We start from the raw sequence: 19,605 nt of genomic DNA, 5'->3' as shown, positions 1-19,605 counted from the left end.
CTGACCGGGGGAGTAGGAGGACGACGGCGGCAGCCGCGTTCCGCCGTCGTCCTCCATACACCCGATTAAGGCTCCAGATCAAGCCGTGCTAGACTTTTGGTAATTGTTCTGTGTGGCAGTGGATGAAGGCCGCCGCAGCATCATTTTGGTTTTGTTCTCATGGTGCTGGGTGGAGCCTGTTTCCGGGTTGCGGGCAACATGCGCAACGAATGCCGCACTTTTGCACGCCTACCGGAGTTTTCGGCCGGCTGCACGAGCAACGCCAAAGTTCCCACGTTCACACAGGCTGGCGCCCGTGTGTGGGGGCAGAGATCAAACAACGGAGAACACGAAAGTGCCTACGATTAACCAGCTGGTCCGCAAGGGCCGCACGCCGAAGGTCTCCAAGACCAAGGCTCCCGCGCTGAAGGGCAGCCCGATGCGTCGCGGTGTTTGCACCCGCGTTTACACCACCACCCCCAAGAAGCCGAACTCGGCTCTTCGTAAGGTGGCACGTGTGCGCCTCAACGGTGGCGTGGAAGTTACCGCTTACATCCCCGGTGTTGGCCACAACCTCCAGGAGCACTCCATCGTGCTCGTCCGTGGTGGTCGTGTGAAGGACCTCCCGGGTGTCCGCTACAAGATTGTCCGTGGCGCACTCGACACCCAGGGTGTCAAGAACCGCAAGCAGGCCCGCAGCCGTTACGGCGCAAAGATGGAGAAGAAGTAATATGCCTCGCAAGGGTCCGGCCCCGAAGCGGCCGCTAGTTTCCGATCCCGTTTACGGCTCCCCGTTGGTCACGCAGCTGATCAACAAGGTTCTGGTTGACGGCAAGAAGTCCACCGCAGAGCGCATCGTTTACGGTGCCCTCGAAGGTGCACGTGCCAAGTCCGGCGGCGACCCCGTTGCCGCTCTCAAGAAGGCCATGGACAACGTCAAGCCTTCCCTCGAGGTGCGTTCACGCCGTGTTGGTGGCGCCACCTACCAGGTTCCGGTTGAGGTCAAGCCGGGTCGCTCCACCGCCCTCGCTCTGCGTTGGCTCGTGGGCTACTCCAAGGCCCGCCGGGAGAAGACCATGACCGAGCGCCTCCAGAACGAAATCCTGGATGCCTCGAACGGTCTCGGTGCCGCTGTCAAGCGTCGCGAAGACACCCACAAGATGGCCGAGTCGAACAAGGCCTTCGCACACTACCGCTGGTAAAACTTCCCGAACGCCGCCGGCTCCACAGAGCCGGCGGCGGACGTGTAGTCCATCCGAAAGGGAGACCCCGTGGCACAGGACGTGCTTACCGACCTTAACAAGGTCCGCAATATCGGCATCATGGCCCACATCGATGCCGGCAAGACCACCACTACCGAGCGCATCCTGTTCTACACGGGTGTGAACCACAAGATCGGCGAGACGCACGACGGCGCCTCGACGACCGACTGGATGGAACAGGAAAAGGAACGCGGCATCACCATCACGTCTGCCGCCGTGACTTGCTTCTGGAACCAGAACCAGATCAACATCATCGACACCCCGGGCCACGTGGACTTCACGGTCGAGGTTGAGCGCTCCCTGCGCGTCCTCGACGGCGCAGTCGCAGTGTTCGACGGCAAGGAAGGCGTGGAGCCGCAGTCCGAGACTGTTTGGCGCCAGGCTGACAAGTACAACGTGCCGCGTATCTGCTTCGTCAACAAGATGGACAAGCTGGGTGCCGACTTCTACTTCACCGTAGACACCATCATTTCCCGCCTTGGTGCCAAGCCGCTGGTCATGCAGCTGCCGATCGGTGCCGAGAACGACTTCATCGGTGTGGTTGACCTCCTCGAAATGCGCGCCCTGGTTTGGCCTGGCGACGCAAAGGGTGACGTCACCATGGGCGCTTCCTACGAAGTGCAGGAAATCCCGGCGGACCTCCAGGCCAAGGCCGAGGAGTACCGTGCACAGCTCGTTGAGACTGTGGCCGAGGCTTCCGAAGAACTCATGGAGAAGTACCTCGAAGGTGAAGAACTCACCCTTGAGGAACTCAAGGCCGGCATCCGCAAGATGACCATCAACTCCGAGCTGTACCCCGTGTTCTGTGGCTCTGCCTTCAAGAACCGCGGTGTCCAGCCGATGCTTGACGCTGTTGTCGACTTCCTGCCGAACCCGCTCGACGTCCCGCCGATGATCGGTCACGATCCCCGCGACGAAGAGAAGGAACTCACCCGTAAGCCTTCTGCTGACGAGCCGTTCTCGGCCCTCGCCTTCAAGATTGCTGCGCACCCGTTCTTCGGTCAGCTGACCTTCGTCCGCGTGTACTCCGGTCACGTTGAGGCCGGCGCCCAGGTGGTCAACTCCACCAAGGGCAAGAAGGAACGTATCGGCAAGCTGTTCCAGATGCACGCCAACAAGGAAATGCCCGTTGAGGGCGCTACCGCCGGCCACATCTACGCAGCCATCGGTCTGAAGGACACCACCACGGGCGACACCCTGTGCGATGCCAACAACCAGATCGTCCTCGAATCCATGAGCTTCCCGGAGCCCGTGATCTCGGTTGCCATCGAGCCCAACACCAAGGGTGACCAGGAGAAGCTCTCCACGGCCATCCAGAAGCTCTCCGCTGAGGACCCGACCTTCCAGGTCTCCCTCAACGAAGACACGGGCCAGACCATCATCGCCGGCATGGGCGAGCTCCACCTGGACATCCTGGTGGACCGCATGCGCCGCGAATTCAAGGTCGAGGCAAACGTCGGCAAGCCGCAGGTTGCTTACCGCGAAACCATCAAGCGCGCAGTCGAGCGTCATGACTACACGCACAAGAAGCAGACCGGTGGTTCGGGTCAGTTCGCAAAGATCCAGATTGCGATCGAACCGATGGACACCGCTTCGGGCGAACTGTACGAGTTCGAGAACAAGGTCACTGGTGGCCGCGTTCCGCGCGAATACATCCCGTCTGTCGACGCCGGTATCCAGGATGCACTGAACGACGGCGTCCTGGCCGGTTACCCGGTTGTCGGCATCAAGGCCACGCTGATCGACGGCGCGTCCCACGATGTTGACTCTTCGGAAATGGCGTTCAAGATCGCCGGACGTATGGCTTTCAAGGAAGCTGCACGCAAGGCGAACCCTGTTCTGCTTGAACCGCTGATGGATGTTGAGGTCCGCACACCTGAGGAATACATGGGTGATGTTATTGGTGACCTGAACGCCCGCCGTGGCCAGATGCAGTCCATGGAAGACGCAGCAGGTGTGAAGGTTATTCGTGCACACGTTCCGCTGTCCGGCATGTTCGGCTACATCGGTGACCTGCGGTCCAAGACCCAGGGTCGCGCTGTGTACTCCATGACGTTCAACAGCTACGCGGAGGTCCCGAAGGCAGTAGCCGACGAGATCATCCAGAAAACCCGCGGCGAGTAATCTCCCGGTAACGGATGCAATTCCGGTATCGGGAAGGCATCTAAGCGCATGAGGCGGGGCTGTGGCGAGAGCCGCAGCCCGGCCCCTGCGCAAACAGACTCGAGGAACTATCATTGGTTCCTGAATCTGCAATTTCATCAAAACCAAGCCCCCAAGTAGACTTGCTAAAGTTTCTGCCGCGAAAAGCGCGGCCGAGGAGCACTTCACTTGAAATCGTTCTAGGAGGAACCTGTGGCAAAGGCAAAGTTCGAGCGGACTAAGCCGCACGTCAACATCGGCACCATTGGTCACGTTGACCACGGTAAGACGACGCTGACTGCCGCCATTTCCAAGGTGCTGTACGACCAGTACCCGGATCTCAACGAGCAGCGCGACTTCGCGTCGATCGACTCCGCTCCGGAAGAGCGCCAGCGCGGTATTACCATCAACATCTCCCACGTGGAGTACCAGACCGAGAAGCGCCACTACGCACACGTAGACGCCCCGGGTCACGCTGACTACATCAAGAACATGATCACCGGTGCTGCCCAGATGGACGGCGCAATCCTCGTGGTTGCCGCAACCGATGGTCCGATGGCTCAGACCCGTGAGCACGTTCTGCTCGCCCGCCAGGTTGGTGTTCCCTACCTGCTGGTCGCACTGAACAAGTCCGACATGGTTGATGACGAAGAACTCCTCGACCTCGTCGAAATGGAAGTTCGTGAGCTCCTGAGCTCGCAGGGCTTCGATGGCGATGAGGCTCCGGTTGTTCGCGTTTCCGGCCTCAAGGCTCTGGAAGGCGACCCGGTTTGGGTCAAGTCCGTCCAGGACCTGATGGCAGCTGTCGACGAGTCCGTTCCGGACCCCGTACGTGACCGCGACAAGCCGTTCCTGATGCCGATCGAAGACGTCTTCACGATCACCGGTCGTGGCACCGTTGTTACGGGCCGCGCCGAGCGTGGAACCCTCGCCATCAACTCCGAGGTCGAGATCGTCGGCATCCGCCCGGTCCAGAAGACCACGGTTACCGGTATCGAGATGTTCCACAAGCAGCTCGACGAAGCATGGGCCGGCGAGAACTGTGGCCTCCTGCTCCGTGGTCTGAAGCGCGACGATGTCGAGCGTGGCCAGGTTGTCGTCAAGCCGGGTTCCATCACCCCGCACACCGACTTCGAGGCAAACGTCTACATCCTGTCCAAGGACGAAGGCGGACGTCACAACCCGTTCTACTCCAACTACCGCCCGCAGTTCTACTTCCGTACCACGGACGTAACCGGCGTTATCACCCTGCCGGAAGGCACGGAAATGGTTATGCCTGGCGACAACACTGAGATGACCGTTGCGCTCATCCAGCCGATCGCTATGGAAGAGGGCCTCGGCTTCGCTATCCGTGAAGGCGGCCGCACCGTTGGTTCGGGACGTGTCACCAAGATCATCAAGTAGTCATTGCTTGTAGATCGGTGATTTCCCGGCATAGCCGGTAGATTGCTCGGAAGAACCCCATCGCTTCTGCGGTGGGGTTCTTCTTTGCTATCATTTATCTATCGAATGGATAAAAATGCAACGCGGGGTCATTTATGGCCCTTTGGGAGACCCTTTATGGGCCATAAGTGACCCCGCGTTGTTTTGCTCTCTAGCTGGCTGACGCCCGACTGCCAGTAGCCCCGAGGAGTTGCCGTGAACGCCCTGCTGATTGTGATGCTGCTTGCCATAACTGCTGTTGTCAGTAACGCCGTGGGCCGGAGGCAGGGCCGCAAAACTCCGCTTCGGAACGCCGAAGCTTCCGGAACCGTGGATCCACAGTCCTACCATGCGGGTTTCCTGGCGGGGCATATGGCTGGATGGCGGGACGCGGAGGCCAAACGGCAGGGGAGTGTCCCACCGCCGACGCAGCCGGTGCGCCCGGTTCCGGCCCGCCCGGCTCCCGCACAGCCAGCGCCTGCCCGGCCAGCTCCACTTCAGCCGGGTCCGCTCCTATCCTCGCAGCTCCCATCCGCCCCGCTTCCGCCCGCCGCAGTCGGTTTTGCCGTACAGGGCCCGCCCGTCACACGGGAATCACCGGCGGAGGTGGCAGCACGCAAGGCAAAGCGGGACCAGCAGAACATCAATATCACCCTCTATGTCGCCAGCCTCCTGCTGGTTGCCGCAGGAGCATTGTTCGTGGGAACCAGCCTTCCGGAGTTCTTCCGCTTTGCAGGCATCTGGCTTATCACGGCGCTGTTCTACGTGTCCGGACTGGTCATCCATGCCAAGGTCCTGCGCTTGCGACCCGCGGCTACGGCATTCGTAGGAACAGGACTTGCGCTCATTCCGGTCACCGGCCTTGCCATGTACAACTTTGCGCTCCACAGTGGCCCCGCCGCATGGTTGGTCACATCGTTGCTGGGAACCGCCCTTTATGCCTATACGGCGGTGAGGTTGGACAACAGGGTCTTGGCCTACTTGTCGCTCAGCTTCGTGGTTTCCACCGCGTGGTCCGGTGTCTCCATACTCGGCGGAGCACTGGTTTGGTACTTCACGGCCCTGATCGGTGTTGCCGTACTCCTCACACTGGCAGCACTGCTGCGGCCACGCTGGATACCGCCCTTGTACGTTCGCCCGTTGATGACGCTGCATCCGTACGTTGTGCCGTTGGTTGCGTTGGCCGTGACCTTGACTCCGCACCTCCTGGCAAAGGGGGAGTACGCGCTTGTCATGCTGATGTGTGGCAGCTACTTCGCCGTCATGGGTGCCATCCCACGGGCGCGGCACAGGGTCCAGCATGTTTATGCTGCGCGGCTTGCCTTGACCCTGGCGCTAGCGGGGCTGGTCTGGGATCTCACGGCCGATGTCAGTACGGTGCTTTTTGCCGCCGTCCTTTGCCTGGGTGTCCAAGCCCTCGGGGTGGCCGTCGCAGGTGCGAGGTTTGCTCCGCGTCTCTGGTGGAACGATTCTGTGTCCTGCCTGGCCCTGCAGTTGGTTGCCTCCAGCGTCCTGACGGTAGTGCTGGGGCTTGGCGCCTTCGAATTGCCTGCCCACCTTCCATTGGCGGTGACCATGCTGACTGCCATGATGCTGGGCTTGAAGCTGCGCAACGGTGTTGAGTTTGCCCCCGCGGGTGTCCTTGTAGCGGCCTTGGCGTTCAGTGCGTGGCTGGGTGCTTGGCCTGTCGCCACTCTCCTGATTTCCGCCGCGTTTTTCTGGTTCCTGTTGACGATTGCCACGACCGACTATCGCCGGCAGCTTGTCCTTGCCGGACGGATCGCCCTGACGATTGCTGCCCCGGCCGCCGTGGCTGCCCTGTTCGAAGGCAGCCCGGACAGGGTGGCCTTCTCAGTGGTGGCGTTCGTGGCCGCGGCAGCGGTGCAGCAGTTGGTGAATGCGGTGCTGGCACCCAGTGGAACCCGGGTTCTGGCGCCGCAGTCTTCCGTGGCGGGGTTCGGTGGAGCTGCAATGGCGGGACTCCTGGTGCTGCCGGTGTTTGATGACACCCCAGGCCGCACCTTCGTCGCCACGGCGCTGCTGTGGGCCCTGGGTGCGGGAGTGGCATCGGGGATGTTGTTGCTCCACGGTACCCGCACTGCGCAACTCGGACCGACTCCATGGACCCTGTCCGTGGGCGAAATCCTGGCTCCGTCGACTGCCTTGCTGACCGGAATCCTGGCGGTTGCGGCCGTTTCGGTGGCCTTGGGAAACCTGGTTCTTGTGGTCGCCGTGGCCTACTTCTGCGCAACTGCCCTGAGGCTTGCCCATTCCTTCCATCGGCAGCTGTACTGGTGGTTGGCTCGGGCCGGTGGCACCCTTCTGGCGGCATCAGCCTACGCCGATGCAGGAGAGCACGGCTGGCGTGTCCTCCTGGCGGGTGAGACGCCGACAGTGCCCTTGGTGCTCGTGTTTGCGGCTGCTTTGCAATTGGCGCTGCCCTTGGGCGGATCCAGCCGGCGCCGGTTCCCGGCGGCGTCGATGATCGACGCCGCCGCGGTGCTTGGAGTGATGGCCGCTGCCACCATTGTCCTCACAACGGGCGGCAGGGTGGTTCAACCCTTCCTGTACAACAGCTGGCAACCCGGACTTGCCGCGTCGGCGACCGCTCTTGCCGCGATTCTGTGCGGTGTGGTCCTGCGCCGCCACCCAGGCGCGTGGCTCTTCGCCCCAGCAGCGTGTGCACTTCTTCTTCTCCTTCGGATGGGTAGCGTCCGAGACGTCGAGATCCTGTTCGCAATCTTCGCGGCCTATGGCGCTCTCATGGCGTGGACCGTTCGGGACCGGACTCTTCGTGGGGGATACCTGGTCGGGGCCCGCGTCCTGTTCACGGCCTTCGTGGGACTAGTGGTGTTCGACGCCACAGAATCATCGACCGCTGCAACCATCGCCCTAACTGTGGTCCTGTTGGTGCAGCACGGTGTGACGTTGCTCCTGCGCTCGTTCACCGTGGACATCGCCTTCCAAGGCGGCACTTTCGTGGCAACGTTGGGTGCCCAACTCCTCCTGCCGCTGGCCTACTTGGCGGCCGGGGATTACGACGGCGGTGGCCGTTGGGTGGTCCTGCTCGGCTTGGTCATCGTCCCGGCGTGTGCCGCTTTGGCTTCGCGTTTGTTGGCTGCGAGGGGTTTGGCCGGGATTCTCTGCGCATACCTTGGGGTCGTTGCGGTCATCGGGGGAGTGCTCGCAGCAGGTCCGGCGCTGCGCTTCCCGTCTGCCACCTGGCTCTATCAACCTCTATTGGACAAATCCCAGGTTCCCGTAGTTTTGCTGGGTCTGGCTCTGGCGCTTGTTGTCGGCCGGACCAGGATCGCAGCCCGACCGGTAGGGACTTCAGGGGTGAACGTCCTCACGCGCTGGTTCTGGTTGGTTTCCTCGCTGGCCATGGTGGTCACCGGCGGACTGTTGGCCCTGGCTGTTTCCCCCGGACTCAGCGGTCTGTCCGCCCTTGTGCTGGCGCTCGTCCTGTTTGCGGCCTCGCACCTGGAACGCGTGCCTGCCCTGTACGCAGCGGCGGCTCCGTCCGTGCCGCTTGGTGCGGTACCCGCCGTCGGAGGTTTGCTGGAGGGCCTGCCGCCCGGCGTCTGGACGGCCTATACCCCTTGGCTTGTGGGTGCCGCGGGTTCCGCTGTGCTCCTTTACGCCATGAAGGCGTTTGGTGGTCCGGCCATCAGAAGCGAACTCGGGCGGCAGCGGGCCCTGGCTGCCACGACTGCTGTGGCTCTCGCGTCGTCGGCTGTTGTCGGAATGGGGCGTGACGAAACATCCTTGGCCGCCTTCGGGCTCATGTCCGCGCTGGGCGTGCTGGTGGTGGCTGAGGTTCCACAGGGCAAATGGCTCGCCGGCGAAGTGGCGGCGTTGGTCTCCGTTGCCGCACTGCAACGGGCGGTCCTGTTTGCGGACGGGGCCAGGCCGGACTGGTTCTGGACAGTGCAGTGGTACGTGGCAGCAGCTGCTGTTATGGCAGGGCTGCGCTATATCAAAGGCCAGCACCGGGATGGATTGTGGCGACTGTGCGCGGGGGCAGGGCTTCTGTCGTTGACATCGCTCGCGACCATCTTTGGCGGTACAACGGCCCAGCAGTTGTACGTTCTGGTGGCCCACGTGCTGCTGCTCGCGGCGGGTCTTGTCGTAGCCGATCGCATACCAGTGGTTTGGGGGGCCGTCGGCGTGGTGCTGAGCATCATGTGGGCCCTCCGGACCTACGCCTTCGCGATGCTTGCGCTGGTTGCGGTGGGACTCATCGTCCTCGCCGTCTGGCGCTTGAACCGAAAGCCGTCTGGTCCCGGAGACCAGCCCGACATTGGGGACCACCCCGCGGCCCCGCAGGGGGTCGACGGTATCCGATAGGCTTGCAGTTCAAGGAGAGGAGCGCGGCATGGAATTCCTGATTTTCCTGGCAGTCATAGCTGCTATTGGTGGTGCGGTGCTGTGGGGACGCAAGAACTTCCGGCAAGAGATCGACAGGGCCAAGCGCATCCGCCGGGCCAACAAGAACCAGTAGCTTCCGGTTCGGTCAGCCGCCCTGCGTAACCGGGGAGAGATTTAACCTATCTGCGCTACATCCCGTTTCTTCGTGCGTGTGCCAAAGCCCGGAACCAGTAGAACGACTCCTTCGGAGTCCGTTCCAGCGTCTCGAAGTCCACATGGACCAAGCCGAACCGCTGCGAGTAGCCCGCTGCCCACTCAAAATTGTCCAGCAGGGTCCACACGTAGTATCCGCGCAGATCCACCCCTTCAGCCACGCCCCCCGGGCCGGCCGCCGTCACGGCGTGTCCAAGGTGCTCAGCCAGATAAGTGATGCGGTTGGTGTCCTGGATCGCGCCGTCCACGTGGGCCGGCTCCGGAAAGCTGGCGCCTCCTTCGGTTATGTAGACAGGCGGCAGGGCTGAGCCATACCGCTGCTTCATTTCCTGGAGCACCGTGGCAAGTTGCTCAGGTGCCTCGGGCCAACCAAAACCGGTGGTTTCGTATTCCTGGTACGCGGCCAGGTGGAAGGGGACATTGCCCATCTCTTCGGCCTGCCCCGTGGGTATCTCGGCAGGCCCCCTGCCGGAGGCCACTTTGATGGGGTAGTAATAGTTCAGTCCATAGAAATCCAGGGGCTGGCTGATGGTCTCAAGGTCGCCATCAAGTACGGGACCCAAAGAGCGGAACCAGGGCCACAGGGGAAGTGACGGCTTGGGGTATTGGCCCAGGAGGACTGCGTCGGCGTATATACGGTTCAGTATCAGGTCCAGCGCCTCGGCCATCAGGCGGTCCGACAGGCGGCTGCTCGCCGGCCGCACCGGGGAGTGCATGTTGGACAGCCCGATCTCTCCTTTGACCCCTTCTGCCCGGAGTGCCTTGACGGCCAGCCCATGGCCCAACAACTGGTGATGTGCTGCAGGGAGGCAGTCAAACAGGAGTTGGCGACCAGGGGCGTGCGCCCCCAACGCGTAGCCTTGCAGGGTCACTGAAACGGGTTCGTTGACAGTGACCCAATGATCGACGCGGTCTCCGAAGTGACGGGCGGCGATAGCGGCATAGTCTGCAAGCCGCTGGGAAGTGTCCCGGTTCATCCAGCCGCCCGCATGCTCAAGGGGGAGCGGGGTATCCCAGTGATAAAGCGTTACCATGGGGGAGATCCCCGCCGCCAGGAGCTTGTCCAGCAAGCGGTCGTAGAAGTCCAGGCCGCGCTGGTTGACGGCACCTTGGCCGTCCGGCTGGATCCTTGGCCAGGAAAGCGAGAGGCGATAGGAGTCCACCCCCAGCTCCTGCATGAGGGCTATGTCCTCATCAGCGCGGTTGTAGTGGTCGCACGCAACGGCGGGGGAGCCGCCGTCGACTATTGCTCCTGGCTTTTCCGCGAACGCATCCCAACCGGAGGGGCCGCGTCCATCGGCCGTGAGGGAACCTTCGATCTGGAAGGCTGCAGTTGCGACTCCCAGCCTGAAACCCGGCCGCAAGCGTGCAGCGAGATCTTCCACTGAGCCTGAATCCTGCACGGACATGCCACCATCATCCCCAGTCGGCAGGGGTCGGGCAATGGCCATTCCGGCCCCGATTGGCCTTTGCTCCGGATTTCCGCCATACTGGATGAGTTGTTCAAGCGCTTCTTCGTGTCCCGATCCGGATAATGCCGGGTGCCAGGGTCCAGGTTGAAGCCCAAACATAACCCTGAACCCCATGGAATGCGGTCGAGTCTGCGTTGAAATCGCGACACGCCCGACCGCGGGGGTCGGTGCGCCGGCAGGTTGAGGAACCCGGAATTTCCGGATTCAGCTTGTGCGGCGTGTGGTGGTAATACCTCAAACGCCTCGGCGGCCACATCAACAGGTAAGTAAACAGAGCAGCCCTAACTAGAGCAGCACTAGCTGAAAGAGAGTCAGGCGACATGGCGGGACAAAAAATCCGCATCCGGCTGAAGTCATATGACCACGAGGTCATTGATGTTTCAGCGCGGAAGATCGTTGAGACGGTCACGCGCGCAGGCGCAACGGTAGTCGGCCCGGTGCCGCTGCCCACGGAGAAGAACGTTTACTGCGTTATTCGCTCTCCTCACAAGTACAAGGACAGCCGTGAGCACTTCGAAATGCGTACTCACAAGCGTCTGATCGACATCATCGACCCCACGCCGAAGGCCGTTGACTCGCTTATGCGTCTCGACCTGCCTGCAGACGTGAACATCGAAATCAAGCTCTAGGGAGGTGCTGAGAGACTATGACCGCAACCCGTAACGTAAAGGGCCTGCTGGGCACGAAGCTCGGCATGACCCAGGTCTGGGACGAGAACAACAAGCTCATCCCGGTAACTGTCGTCCAGGCTGACTCCAACGTCATCACGCAGCTGCGCAACGCAGACGTCGATGGCTATGTCGCCGTCCAGATCGGCTACGGCCAGATCGACCCCCGCAAGGTCACCAAGCCGCTGGCTGGTCACTTTGAAAAGGCTGGCGTTACCCCTCGCCGCCACGTCGTCGAACTGCGTACCGCAGACGCCGCATCCTACGAGCTGGGCCAGGAGCTCTCTGTTGAGATCTTCGAAGCCGGCCAGAAGATCGACGTCGTCGGCACCTCCAAGGGTAAGGGCTTCGCCGGTGTTATGAAGCGTCACGGCTTCTCCGGTGTTGGCGCTTCCCACGGTGCCCACAAGAACCACCGTAAGCCTGGCTCCATCGGTGGCGCATCCACCCCGAGCCGCGTCTTCAAGGGCCTGAAAATGGCCGGCCGCATGGGCGCCGAGCGTCACACCACGCTGAACCTCACGGTTCACGCTGTTGACGTTGAGAAGTCGCTGCTCCTTATCAAGGGTGCCGTCCCCGGCGCCCGCGGCCAGGTCGTACTCGTACGTTCCGCCGTGAAGGGAGCCTAGTTCAATGACTAGCACTGTCAAGGTTGACCTGCCTGCAGAGATCTTCGACGTCCAGACCAACGTGCCGCTGCTGCACCAGGTCGTCGTCGCACAGCTCGCTGCTGCACGCCAGGGTACCCACAAGACGAAGACCCGCGCTGAGGTTTCCGGTGCAGGTCGCAAGCCGTTCAAGCAGAAGGGCACCGGCCGCGCCCGTCAGGGTTCCATCCGTGCTCCTCACATGACCGGTGGTGGCGTTGTCCACGGTCCGACACCTCGTGACTACAGCCAGCGCACCCCCAAGAAGATGAAGGCTGCTGCACTCCGCGGTGCCCTGTCTGACCGCGCCCGCAACGGCCGCATCCACGTCATCGCTGAACTGGTCGCCGGCACCAAGCCGTCCGCCAAGGACGCACTGGCTTCGCTGCGCTCCGTCACCGAGCGCAAGAACCTGCTCGTCGTTATCGAGCGCGCCAACGATGTTGCTGCACTGTCGGTGCGCAACCTCCAGGATGTTCACGTTCTGTACGCAGACCAGCTGAACACCTACGACGTGCTCATCTCCGACGACGTGGTCTTCACCAAGGCTGCTTTCGAGGCGTTCGTCGCTGACAAGGCAAAGAACGAGGAGGCCTCCAAGTGAGCGTAACCACCATCAAGGATCCGCGCGACGTCGTGCTTGCACCCGTCGTTTCGGAAAAGAGCTACGGTCTGATCGACGAAGGCAAGTACACCTTCCTGGTGGACCCTCGCTCGAACAAGACCGAGATCAAGCTGGCCGTTGAGAAGATCTTCTCGGTCAAAGTTGACTCGATCAACACCATCAACCGTGCCGGTAAGCGCAAGCGCACCAAATTCGGCTGGGGACAGCGCAAGAGCACCAAGCGTGCGATTGTCACCCTCAAAGAAGGCACAATCGACATCTTCGGCGGTCCGCTCGCGTAGCGGAGACCACTTTAACGAGGAAATAAATTATGGGAATCCGTAAATACAAGCCGACTACCCCGGGCCGTCGCGGCTCGAGCGTAGCCGACTTTGCTGAAATCACGCGATCGACTCCGGAAAAGTCGTTGCTGCGTCCGCTGCACAAGACCGGCGGCCGTAACAACACCGGTAAGATCACCACCCGTCACAAGGGTGGTGGGCACAAGCGCCAGTACCGTCTGATCGACTTCCGTCGTCACGACAAGGACGGCATCAACGCCCGCGTAGCCGAAATTGAGTACGATCCGAACCGTACGGCACGTATCGCTCTCCTGCACTACGTTGATGGCACCAAGCGTTACATCATCGCCCCCAACAAGCTGTCCCAGGGTGACTTCGTCGAGGCTGGCCCCGACGCTGACATCAAGCCGGGCAACAACCTGCCGCTGCGCAACATCCCGGTTGGTACCGTAATCCACGCAGTTGAACTGCGTCCGGGTGGCGGCGCCAAGATGGCCCGTTCCGCAGGTGCTTCGGTACAGCTCGTCGCCAAGGAAGGCCGTTTCGCCCAGCTGCGTCTGCCCTCCGGTGAAATCCGCAACGTTGACGTGCGCTGCCGCGCAACCGTCGGCGAGGTTGGCAACGCCGAGCAGTCGAACATCAACTGGGGCAAGGCCGGCCGTATGCGCTGGAAGGGCGTTCGCCCGACCGTCCGTGGTGTAGCCATGAACCCGGTTGACCACCCGCACGGTGGTGGTGAAGGTAAGACTTCCGGTGGACGTCACCCGGTTAACCCGAACGGCAAGCCCGAGGGCCGTACCCGCCGTCCGAACAAAGAGAGCGACAAGCTTATTGTTCGTCGCCGCCGTACTGGCAAGAACAAGCGATAGGAGCCTGGACACATGCCACGCAGCCTGAAAAAAGGTCCTTTCGTTGACCAGCACCTCTTTGTGAAGGTCGCACGGGAAAACGATAAGGGCACCAAGAACGTCATCAAGACCTGGTCCCGTCGTTCGATGATCATCCCCGACATGCTCGGGCACACGATCGCCGTACACGACGGACGCAAGCACATCCCGGTGTTTGTCACTGAGTCGATGGTCGGGCACAAGCTCGGCGAATTCGCTCCCACGCGGACATTCCGCGGCCATGTTAAGGACGACCGTAAGGGCAAGCGCCGCTAAGGCGCCTGACTTTACGTCTTAGACGAGAGAAGGAAAGCAATGGAAGCCAAGGCTATTGCGCGTCACATCCGCGTAACGCCTATGAAGGCCCGGCGCGTCGTCAACCTTGTTCGTGGTAAGCAAGCGAATGAGGCTCTGGCAATTCTGAAGTTTGCCCCCCAGGCAGCTTCGGAGCCGGTATTCAAGGTACTTCAGTCGGCAATGGCCAACGCACGCGTCCTCGCGGACCGTGACGGCGTTGCATTCGACGACAGCGACCTGTTCATCAGCGAAGCATTCGTTGACGAAGGCCCGACCATGAAGCGGTTCCAGCCGCGTGCCCAGGGCCGCGCCTACCGCATCAGGAAGCGGACCAGCCACATCACTTTGGTCGTGGCAACCCCGGAGAAAGAGGAGGCTCGCTAAGTGGGACAGAAAGTAAACCCGCACGGGTTCCGACTCGGCATCACCACCGACCACGTTTCGCACTGGTTCGCTGACAGCACCAAGCCCGGACAGCGCTACAAGGACTTCGTCCGCGAGGACATCAAGATCCGTCAGCTCATGTCCACCGGCATGGAGCGCGCCGGCATCGCCAAGGTCGAGATCGAGCGCACCCGTGACCGTGTCCGCGTGGACATCCACACGGCACGCCCGGGTATCGTTATCGGCCGCCGCGGCGCCGAAGCAGACCGCATCCGCGGCGAGCTCGAAAAGCTCACCGGCAAGCAGGTCCAGCTGAACATCCTCGAGGTCAAGAACCCCGAGATGGAAGCACAGCTTGTTGCCCAGGGCATCGCTGAGCAGCTGACTTCCCGCGTGGCTTTCCGCCGTGCGATGAAGAAGGCAATGCAGTCCGCACAGCGTGCGGGTGCCAAGGGCATCCGTGTTGCTTGCTCGGGCCGTCTGGGTGGCGCAGAAATGTCCCGCTCGGAGTTCTACCGCGAAGGCCGTGTGCCCCTGCACACCCTCCGCGCGAACATCGACTACGGCTTCTACGAAGCCAAGACCACCTTCGGCCGCATCGGTGTGAAGGTCTGGATCTACAAGGGTGACGTAACCGCCAAGGAACTGGCCCAGCAGGCAGCTGCTGCTCCGTCCCGTGGCCGTGCAGGAGACCGTCCGGGCCGCCCGGGTGGCGACCGCCGTCGTCGTAACGACCGTCCGGCAGCTGAGGCAGCACCTGCTGCCGTTGAAGCACCGGCCGCTGAAGCTGCTGCTCCGGCAGCAGAAGGAGGACAGGCTTAAATGCTTATCCCACGTCGAGTCAAGCACCGTAAGCAGCACCACCCGGGTCGTTCCGGCGCCGCTACGGGCGGCACCAAGGTCAGCTTCGGTGAGTTCGGTATCCAGGCCCTGAGCCCGGCATACGTTACCAACCGTCAGATCGAGTCCGCTCGTATCGCGATGACCCGCCACATCAAGCGTGGCGGTAAGGTCTGGATCAACATCTACCCGGACCGTCCGCTGACGAAGAAGCCTGCTGAAACCCGTATGGGTTCCGGTAAGGGTTCTCCGGAATGGTGGGTCGCAAACGTCAAGCCGGGTCGGGTTCTCTTCGAACTCTCCGGTGTCAATGAAGAGGTAGCTCGCGAGGCCCTGCGCCTGGCAATCCACAAGCTGCCGTTGAAGGCACGCATTGTGCGTCGCGAAGGTGGTGAATAGAAATGGCAGTAGGGTCGAAGGATCTCGCACCCGCACAGCTGGACGGTTTCGACAACGAGCGTCTCGTTGAAGAACTCCGCAAGTCCAAGGAAGAGCTGTTCAACCTGCGTTTCCAGTCCGCCACCGGACAGCTGGAGAACCACGGTCGCCTGCGCGCGGTAAAGAAGGACATCGCACGCATCTACACCGTTCTCCGTGAGCGCGAGCTGGGCATTCGTGCCGAGGTTGCCGCACCGGTTGTGGAAGCCAAGGAAGAAAAGAAGTCCAAGAAGGCTGCCAAGGCTGAAAAGGCCGAGGTTGAAGCTGGAGAGGACGCCAAGTGAGCGAGAAGGAAAACGTGACGGAAGCAGCAGCCAGCGCTGAACAGCGCGGTTACCGTAAGACGCGTCGCGGCTACGTTGTCTCCGACAAGATGGAAAAGACCATCGTTGTCGAGGTTGAAGACCGCGTGAAGCACGCTCTGTACGGCAAGGTTATTCGCCGCACCTCGAAGATCAAGGCTCACGACGAGCAGAACACCGCCGGCATCGGCGACCTCGTTCTGATCGCCGAGACCCGCCCGCTGTCCGCTACCAAGCGGTTCCGCCTGGTGGAGATCCTCGAAAAGGCCAAGTAAATCCGACGCCGGGCCCGCCCGGCATGGATTCACTGGAAAGGTCCGCATTCCTGACGGAATGCGGACCTTTCCGCGTTCCTGCCCGTTTCGGTCGAAGGCCGAAAACGTGCTAGGATATTGAGTTTGTATGGCGCCATTAGTGCGTCGTCAACCACCTCGTAAACAATCGTGCCGCTGCATACTGCCCCGCGCAGAGTTTTCTGCAAGGGAAGCTGATGCTCGTGGCACGGGCGTTTAGGCCTGTTCTGGCAAAATCCAGGCAGGTCAAGAGACACCCCGATCAACCGTTCCGCAAGGCTCATTCCGTATGCATGATTTCGGTCTGAGAACCGGCGCGACGCAAGGAGTAGAAATTGATTCAGCAGGAGTCGCGACTGAAGGTCGCCGACAACACGGGTGCTAAGGAAATCCTTACCATTCGCGTTCTCGGTGGATCCGGCCGTCGCTACGCAGGCATCGGTGACGTCATCGTCGCCACCGTCAAGGACGCTATCCCTGGCGGAAACGTAAAGAAGGGTGACGTCGTCAAGGCCGTCATCGTTCGTACCAAGAAGGAACGCCGCCGTGCGGATGGTTCCTACATCAAGTTTGACGAGAACGCAGCTGTGATCCTGAAGAACGACGGTGACCCCCGCGGTACCCGTATCTTCGGCCCGGTTGGTCGTGAACTTCGCGACAAGAAGTTCATGAAGATCGTTTCGCTGGCCCCGGAGGTGCTCTAGTCCATGGCTAAGATCAAGAAGGGTGACCTCGTTCAGGTCATCACCGGCGCCAAGCAGGAACGCGGCGGCGACCGCGGCAAGCAGGGCAAGGTCCTGCGCGTATTCCCCGACACCAACCGCGTGCTGGTAGAGGGAATCAACCGCGTCACCAAGCACACCAAGGTTGGACAGTCGCAGCGCGGCACCAAGACCGGCGGCATCGAGGTTGTTGAAGCCCCGATCCACGTCTCCAACGTTGCTCTGGTAGACCCGTCGACCAAGAAGCCGACCCGTGTTGGTTTCCGTCTCGACACCGTTGAGAAGGACGGTCGCACCAAGACCGTTCGCATCCGCGTGTCCAAGGCCACCGGGAAGGACATCTAATGACTGAGACTCTCGAGACTCCAGTGAAGATCGTTCCGCGTCTGAAGACGAAGTACGCAGAGACCATCAAGAAGTCACTGCAGGACGAATTCAACTACGCGAACGTGAACCAGGTTCCCCGCCTGGTGAAGGTTGTAGTGAACATGGGTGTTGGAGATGCCGCCAAGGACTCCAAGCTGATCGACGGCGCTGTCCGCGACCTCACCCTGATCACCGGCCAGAAGCCGCAGGTAACCAAGGCCCGCAAGTCGATCGCACAGTTCAAGCTGCGCGAAGGCATGCCGATCGGTGCACACGCAACTCTGCGTGGAGACCGCATGTGGGAATTCGTGGACCGTCTGGTTTCGCTGGCTCTGCCGCGTATCCGTGACTTCCGCGGCCTCAACGGCAAGCAGTTCGACGGTAACGGCAACTACACCTTCGGTCTGACCGAGCAGGTTATGTTCCACGAAATCGACCAGGACTCCATCGACCGCGTTCGCGGTATGGACATCACGGTTGTAACCACCGCCAAGACCGACGACGAAGGCCGCGCGCTGCTCAAGGCGCTTGGTTTCCCGTTCAAGACCGAAAACTAACTACGTGACAGGTCCGTCCGCGCAGGTTCGTAAGAACACGCGCAGCGGAAACCGGTACGAGGAAGGGCTATAGCCCAAATGACTATGACAGATCCTGTCGCAGACATGCTCACGCGTCTGCGCAATGCAAACTCGGCATACCACGACTCCGTGTCCATGCCGTACAGCAAACTGAAGGCACGCGTTGCCGACATCCTCAAGGCTGAAGGCTTCATTGCCGGCTGGAAGGAAGAGGACGCCGAGGTTGGCAAGAAGCTGACCATCGACCTGAAGTTCGGTCCGAACCGCGAGCGTTCCATCGCTGGCGTCCGCCGCATCTCCAAGCCGGGTCTCCGCGTTTACGCGAAGTCCACCAACCTGCCTCACGTGCTGGGTGGCCTGGGTATCGCAATCCTGTCCACCTCTTCCGGCCTCCTGACTGACAAGCAGGCCGGTAAGAAGGGCGTGGGCGGCGAAGTCCTCGCGTACGTCTGGTAACGGGAAAGGAAGAGAATAATGTCACGTATTGGACGTCTCCCCATCACCGTTCCTGCCGGAGTTGAGGTCAAGCTCGATGGCTCCGTCATCAGCGTCAAGGGTTCCAAGGGCGAGCTGAGCCACACTGTTGCCAGCCCGATCGAGGTCTCCCTGGAAGAGAACACTCTCACGGTCACCCGCCCGAACGACGAGCGCAACTCGCGTTCGCTGCACGGCCTGACCCGCACCCTGATCGCCAACATGATCCAGGGCGTTACCGAGGGCTACGAGAAGAAGCTTGAAATCGTCGGTACCGGTTACCGCGTTCAGGCCAAGGGTTCTGACCTGGAGTTCGCTCTGGGCTTCAGCCACCCGGTCAACGTCTCTGCGCCCGAAGGCATCACCTTCGTAGTAGAGGGTCCGACCAAGCTCTCTGTTGCGGGTATCAACAAGCAGCAGGTCGGCGAGGTTGCTGCCAACATTCGCAAGCTGCGCAAGCCCGACCCCTACAAGGGCAAGGGTGTCCGTTACGCCGGCGAAGTCATCCGCCGCAAGGTCGGAAAGGCTGGTAAGTAAACCATGGCCATCGCAATTAACAAGAAGCGTACGAACAAGAGCAAGTCGGCTGCACGCAACCGTCGCCAGCTTCGTATTCGCAAGCGCATCAGCGGTACGGCTGTACGTCCTCGTCTGGTCGTAAACCGTTCGGCACGCCACATCTTCGTCCAGGTTGTCGATGACAGCAAGGGTGTAACCGTGGCTTACGCTTCCACTTTGGAAGCTGACCTTCGCGCACTTGACGCAGACAAGACGGCCAAGGCCAAGCGCGTTGGCGAGCTCGTTGCAGAGCGCGCAAAGGCTGCAGGCGTCGAGGCTGTTGTCTTCGACCGTGGCGGTAACAAGTACCACGGCCGCATCGCCGCCGTCGCTGACGGTGCTCGCGAAGGTGGGCTGGCACTGTGACCGTTGAAAATAACGAAA

At 61.4% G+C, this 19,605-nt stretch carries 24 protein-coding genes; 23 read left to right on the top strand and 1 reads right to left on the bottom strand.

What is annotated here, in order from left to right; all coding sequences use genetic code 11:
* The first annotated feature begins 334 nt into the window (after positions 1–334).
* The 6 genes from rpsL to ACFVSI_RS08075 all read left to right on the top strand — a co-directional run bounded on the left by rpsL (position 335) and on the right by ACFVSI_RS08075 (position 9,309).
* The gene (rpsL, locus tag ACFVSI_RS08100; protein ID WP_009358312.1) at positions 335–709 is read left to right on the top strand and encodes a 30S ribosomal protein S12; all 375 of its coding nucleotides are present in this window, start codon (positions 335–337) and stop codon (positions 707–709) included.
* A gap of 1 nt (position 710) precedes the next feature.
* Positions 711–1,181 (top strand): 30S ribosomal protein S7, encoded by a 471-nt coding sequence (gene rpsG, locus ACFVSI_RS08095; protein ID WP_003803829.1) that lies wholly within the window; start codon positions 711–713, stop codon positions 1,179–1,181.
* Between the two features lie 69 nt (positions 1,182–1,250).
* The gene (fusA, locus tag ACFVSI_RS08090) at positions 1,251–3,365 is read left to right on the top strand and encodes an elongation factor G (protein WP_144659413.1); all 2,115 of its coding nucleotides are present in this window, start codon (positions 1,251–1,253) and stop codon (positions 3,363–3,365) included.
* A 231-nt stretch (positions 3,366–3,596) separates the two neighbouring features.
* Positions 3,597–4,787 carry an elongation factor Tu gene (gene tuf / locus ACFVSI_RS08085; RefSeq protein ID WP_144659414.1) on the top strand — a complete coding sequence of 397 codons (1,191 nt, stop codon included), beginning with the start codon at positions 3,597–3,599 and terminating at the stop codon, positions 4,785–4,787.
* A gap of 624 nt (positions 4,788–5,411) precedes the next feature.
* Positions 5,412–9,155: a hypothetical protein gene (locus ACFVSI_RS08080; protein ID WP_387821709.1), complete on the top strand. Its 3,744-nt coding sequence runs from the start codon at positions 5,412–5,414 to the stop codon at positions 9,153–9,155.
* 28 nt (positions 9,156–9,183) lie between these two features.
* Positions 9,184–9,309 (top strand): hypothetical protein, encoded by a 126-nt coding sequence (locus ACFVSI_RS08075; RefSeq protein WP_281450706.1) that lies wholly within the window; start codon positions 9,184–9,186, stop codon positions 9,307–9,309.
* Between the two features lie 55 nt (positions 9,310–9,364).
* Here ACFVSI_RS08075 and ACFVSI_RS08070 read toward each other — a convergent pair whose 3' ends face one another.
* Positions 9,365–10,798, bottom strand: coding sequence for a GH1 family beta-glucosidase (locus ACFVSI_RS08070; protein ID WP_387821706.1), 1,434 nt, complete (start codon positions 10,796–10,798; stop codon positions 9,365–9,367).
* A 383-nt stretch (positions 10,799–11,181) separates the two neighbouring features.
* On the opposite strand from ACFVSI_RS08070, the gene rpsJ reads away from it, so the two are divergent.
* The 17 genes from rpsJ (at position 11,182) to rplR (ending at position 19,587) form a co-directional block, all read left to right on the top strand.
* Entirely contained in the window at positions 11,182–11,490 is a 309-nt protein-coding gene (rpsJ, locus tag ACFVSI_RS08065; protein ID WP_003803825.1) for a 30S ribosomal protein S10, read from the top strand.
* Between the two features lie 17 nt (positions 11,491–11,507).
* Positions 11,508–12,158, top strand: coding sequence for a 50S ribosomal protein L3 (gene rplC, locus ACFVSI_RS08060; protein ID WP_144659417.1), 651 nt, complete (start codon positions 11,508–11,510; stop codon positions 12,156–12,158).
* A gap of 4 nt (positions 12,159–12,162) precedes the next feature.
* Complete coding sequence (gene rplD / locus ACFVSI_RS08055) at positions 12,163–12,780, top strand: 50S ribosomal protein L4 (protein WP_018776684.1); 618 nt, start codon at positions 12,163–12,165, stop codon at positions 12,778–12,780.
* Positions 12,777–13,082 carry a 50S ribosomal protein L23 gene (gene rplW, locus ACFVSI_RS08050; RefSeq protein WP_011775593.1) on the top strand — a complete coding sequence of 102 codons (306 nt, stop codon included), beginning with the start codon at positions 12,777–12,779 and terminating at the stop codon, positions 13,080–13,082. The genes rplD and rplW overlap by 4 nt, the downstream gene beginning before the upstream one ends.
* 29 nt (positions 13,083–13,111) lie before the next feature.
* Positions 13,112–13,951: a 50S ribosomal protein L2 gene (rplB, locus tag ACFVSI_RS08045; protein ID WP_021472409.1), complete on the top strand. Its 840-nt coding sequence runs from the start codon at positions 13,112–13,114 to the stop codon at positions 13,949–13,951.
* Positions 13,952–13,963: 12 nt separating this feature from the next.
* Positions 13,964–14,245, top strand: a complete 282-nt coding sequence (gene rpsS / locus ACFVSI_RS08040) for a 30S ribosomal protein S19 (RefSeq protein ID WP_011775591.1) — start codon at positions 13,964–13,966, stop codon at positions 14,243–14,245.
* Positions 14,246–14,284: 39 nt separating this feature from the next.
* The gene (gene rplV / locus ACFVSI_RS08035) at positions 14,285–14,650 is read left to right on the top strand and encodes a 50S ribosomal protein L22 (protein WP_018776683.1); all 366 of its coding nucleotides are present in this window, start codon (positions 14,285–14,287) and stop codon (positions 14,648–14,650) included.
* Positions 14,651–15,472 (top strand): 30S ribosomal protein S3, encoded by an 822-nt coding sequence (gene rpsC / locus ACFVSI_RS08030; protein ID WP_011775589.1) that lies wholly within the window; start codon positions 14,651–14,653, stop codon positions 15,470–15,472.
* Positions 15,473–15,889: a 50S ribosomal protein L16 gene (gene rplP / locus ACFVSI_RS08025; protein ID WP_076801229.1), complete on the top strand. Its 417-nt coding sequence runs from the start codon at positions 15,473–15,475 to the stop codon at positions 15,887–15,889.
* A 2-nt stretch (positions 15,890–15,891) separates the two neighbouring features.
* Positions 15,892–16,212: a 50S ribosomal protein L29 gene (gene rpmC / locus ACFVSI_RS08020; protein ID WP_014922387.1), complete on the top strand. Its 321-nt coding sequence runs from the start codon at positions 15,892–15,894 to the stop codon at positions 16,210–16,212.
* Complete coding sequence (gene rpsQ / locus ACFVSI_RS08015; RefSeq protein WP_144659419.1) at positions 16,209–16,505, top strand: 30S ribosomal protein S17; 297 nt, start codon at positions 16,209–16,211, stop codon at positions 16,503–16,505. The genes rpmC and rpsQ overlap by 4 nt, the downstream gene beginning before the upstream one ends.
* A gap of 353 nt (positions 16,506–16,858) precedes the next feature.
* Positions 16,859–17,227 (top strand): 50S ribosomal protein L14, encoded by a 369-nt coding sequence (rplN, locus tag ACFVSI_RS08010; RefSeq protein ID WP_003803789.1) that lies wholly within the window; start codon positions 16,859–16,861, stop codon positions 17,225–17,227.
* Between the two features lie 3 nt (positions 17,228–17,230).
* A complete protein-coding gene (gene rplX / locus ACFVSI_RS08005) occupies positions 17,231–17,590 on the top strand; it encodes a 50S ribosomal protein L24 (protein ID WP_144659420.1) in 360 nt (119 codons plus the stop codon).
* On the top strand, positions 17,590–18,168 hold the full coding sequence (gene rplE, locus ACFVSI_RS08000; protein WP_144659421.1) for a 50S ribosomal protein L5: 579 nt from the start codon (positions 17,590–17,592) through the stop codon (positions 18,166–18,168). Before rplX ends, rplE begins: the two co-directional genes overlap by 1 nt.
* A gap of 78 nt (positions 18,169–18,246) precedes the next feature.
* Positions 18,247–18,645: a 30S ribosomal protein S8 gene (gene rpsH, locus ACFVSI_RS07995; RefSeq protein WP_003803767.1), complete on the top strand. Its 399-nt coding sequence runs from the start codon at positions 18,247–18,249 to the stop codon at positions 18,643–18,645.
* An 18-nt stretch (positions 18,646–18,663) separates the two neighbouring features.
* Positions 18,664–19,200: a 50S ribosomal protein L6 gene (gene rplF / locus ACFVSI_RS07990; RefSeq protein WP_144659422.1), complete on the top strand. Its 537-nt coding sequence runs from the start codon at positions 18,664–18,666 to the stop codon at positions 19,198–19,200.
* Positions 19,201–19,203: 3 nt separating this feature from the next.
* Positions 19,204–19,587, top strand: coding sequence for a 50S ribosomal protein L18 (gene rplR, locus ACFVSI_RS07985; protein ID WP_144659423.1), 384 nt, complete (start codon positions 19,204–19,206; stop codon positions 19,585–19,587).
* Positions 19,588–19,605 lie beyond the last annotated feature (18 nt).

The sequence above is a fragment of the Paenarthrobacter sp. NPDC057981 genome (assembly GCF_042886835.1).
Lineage (GTDB): Bacteria > Actinomycetota > Actinomycetes > Actinomycetales > Micrococcaceae > Arthrobacter.
This window is presented reverse-complemented; position numbering and strand designations above follow the sequence as displayed.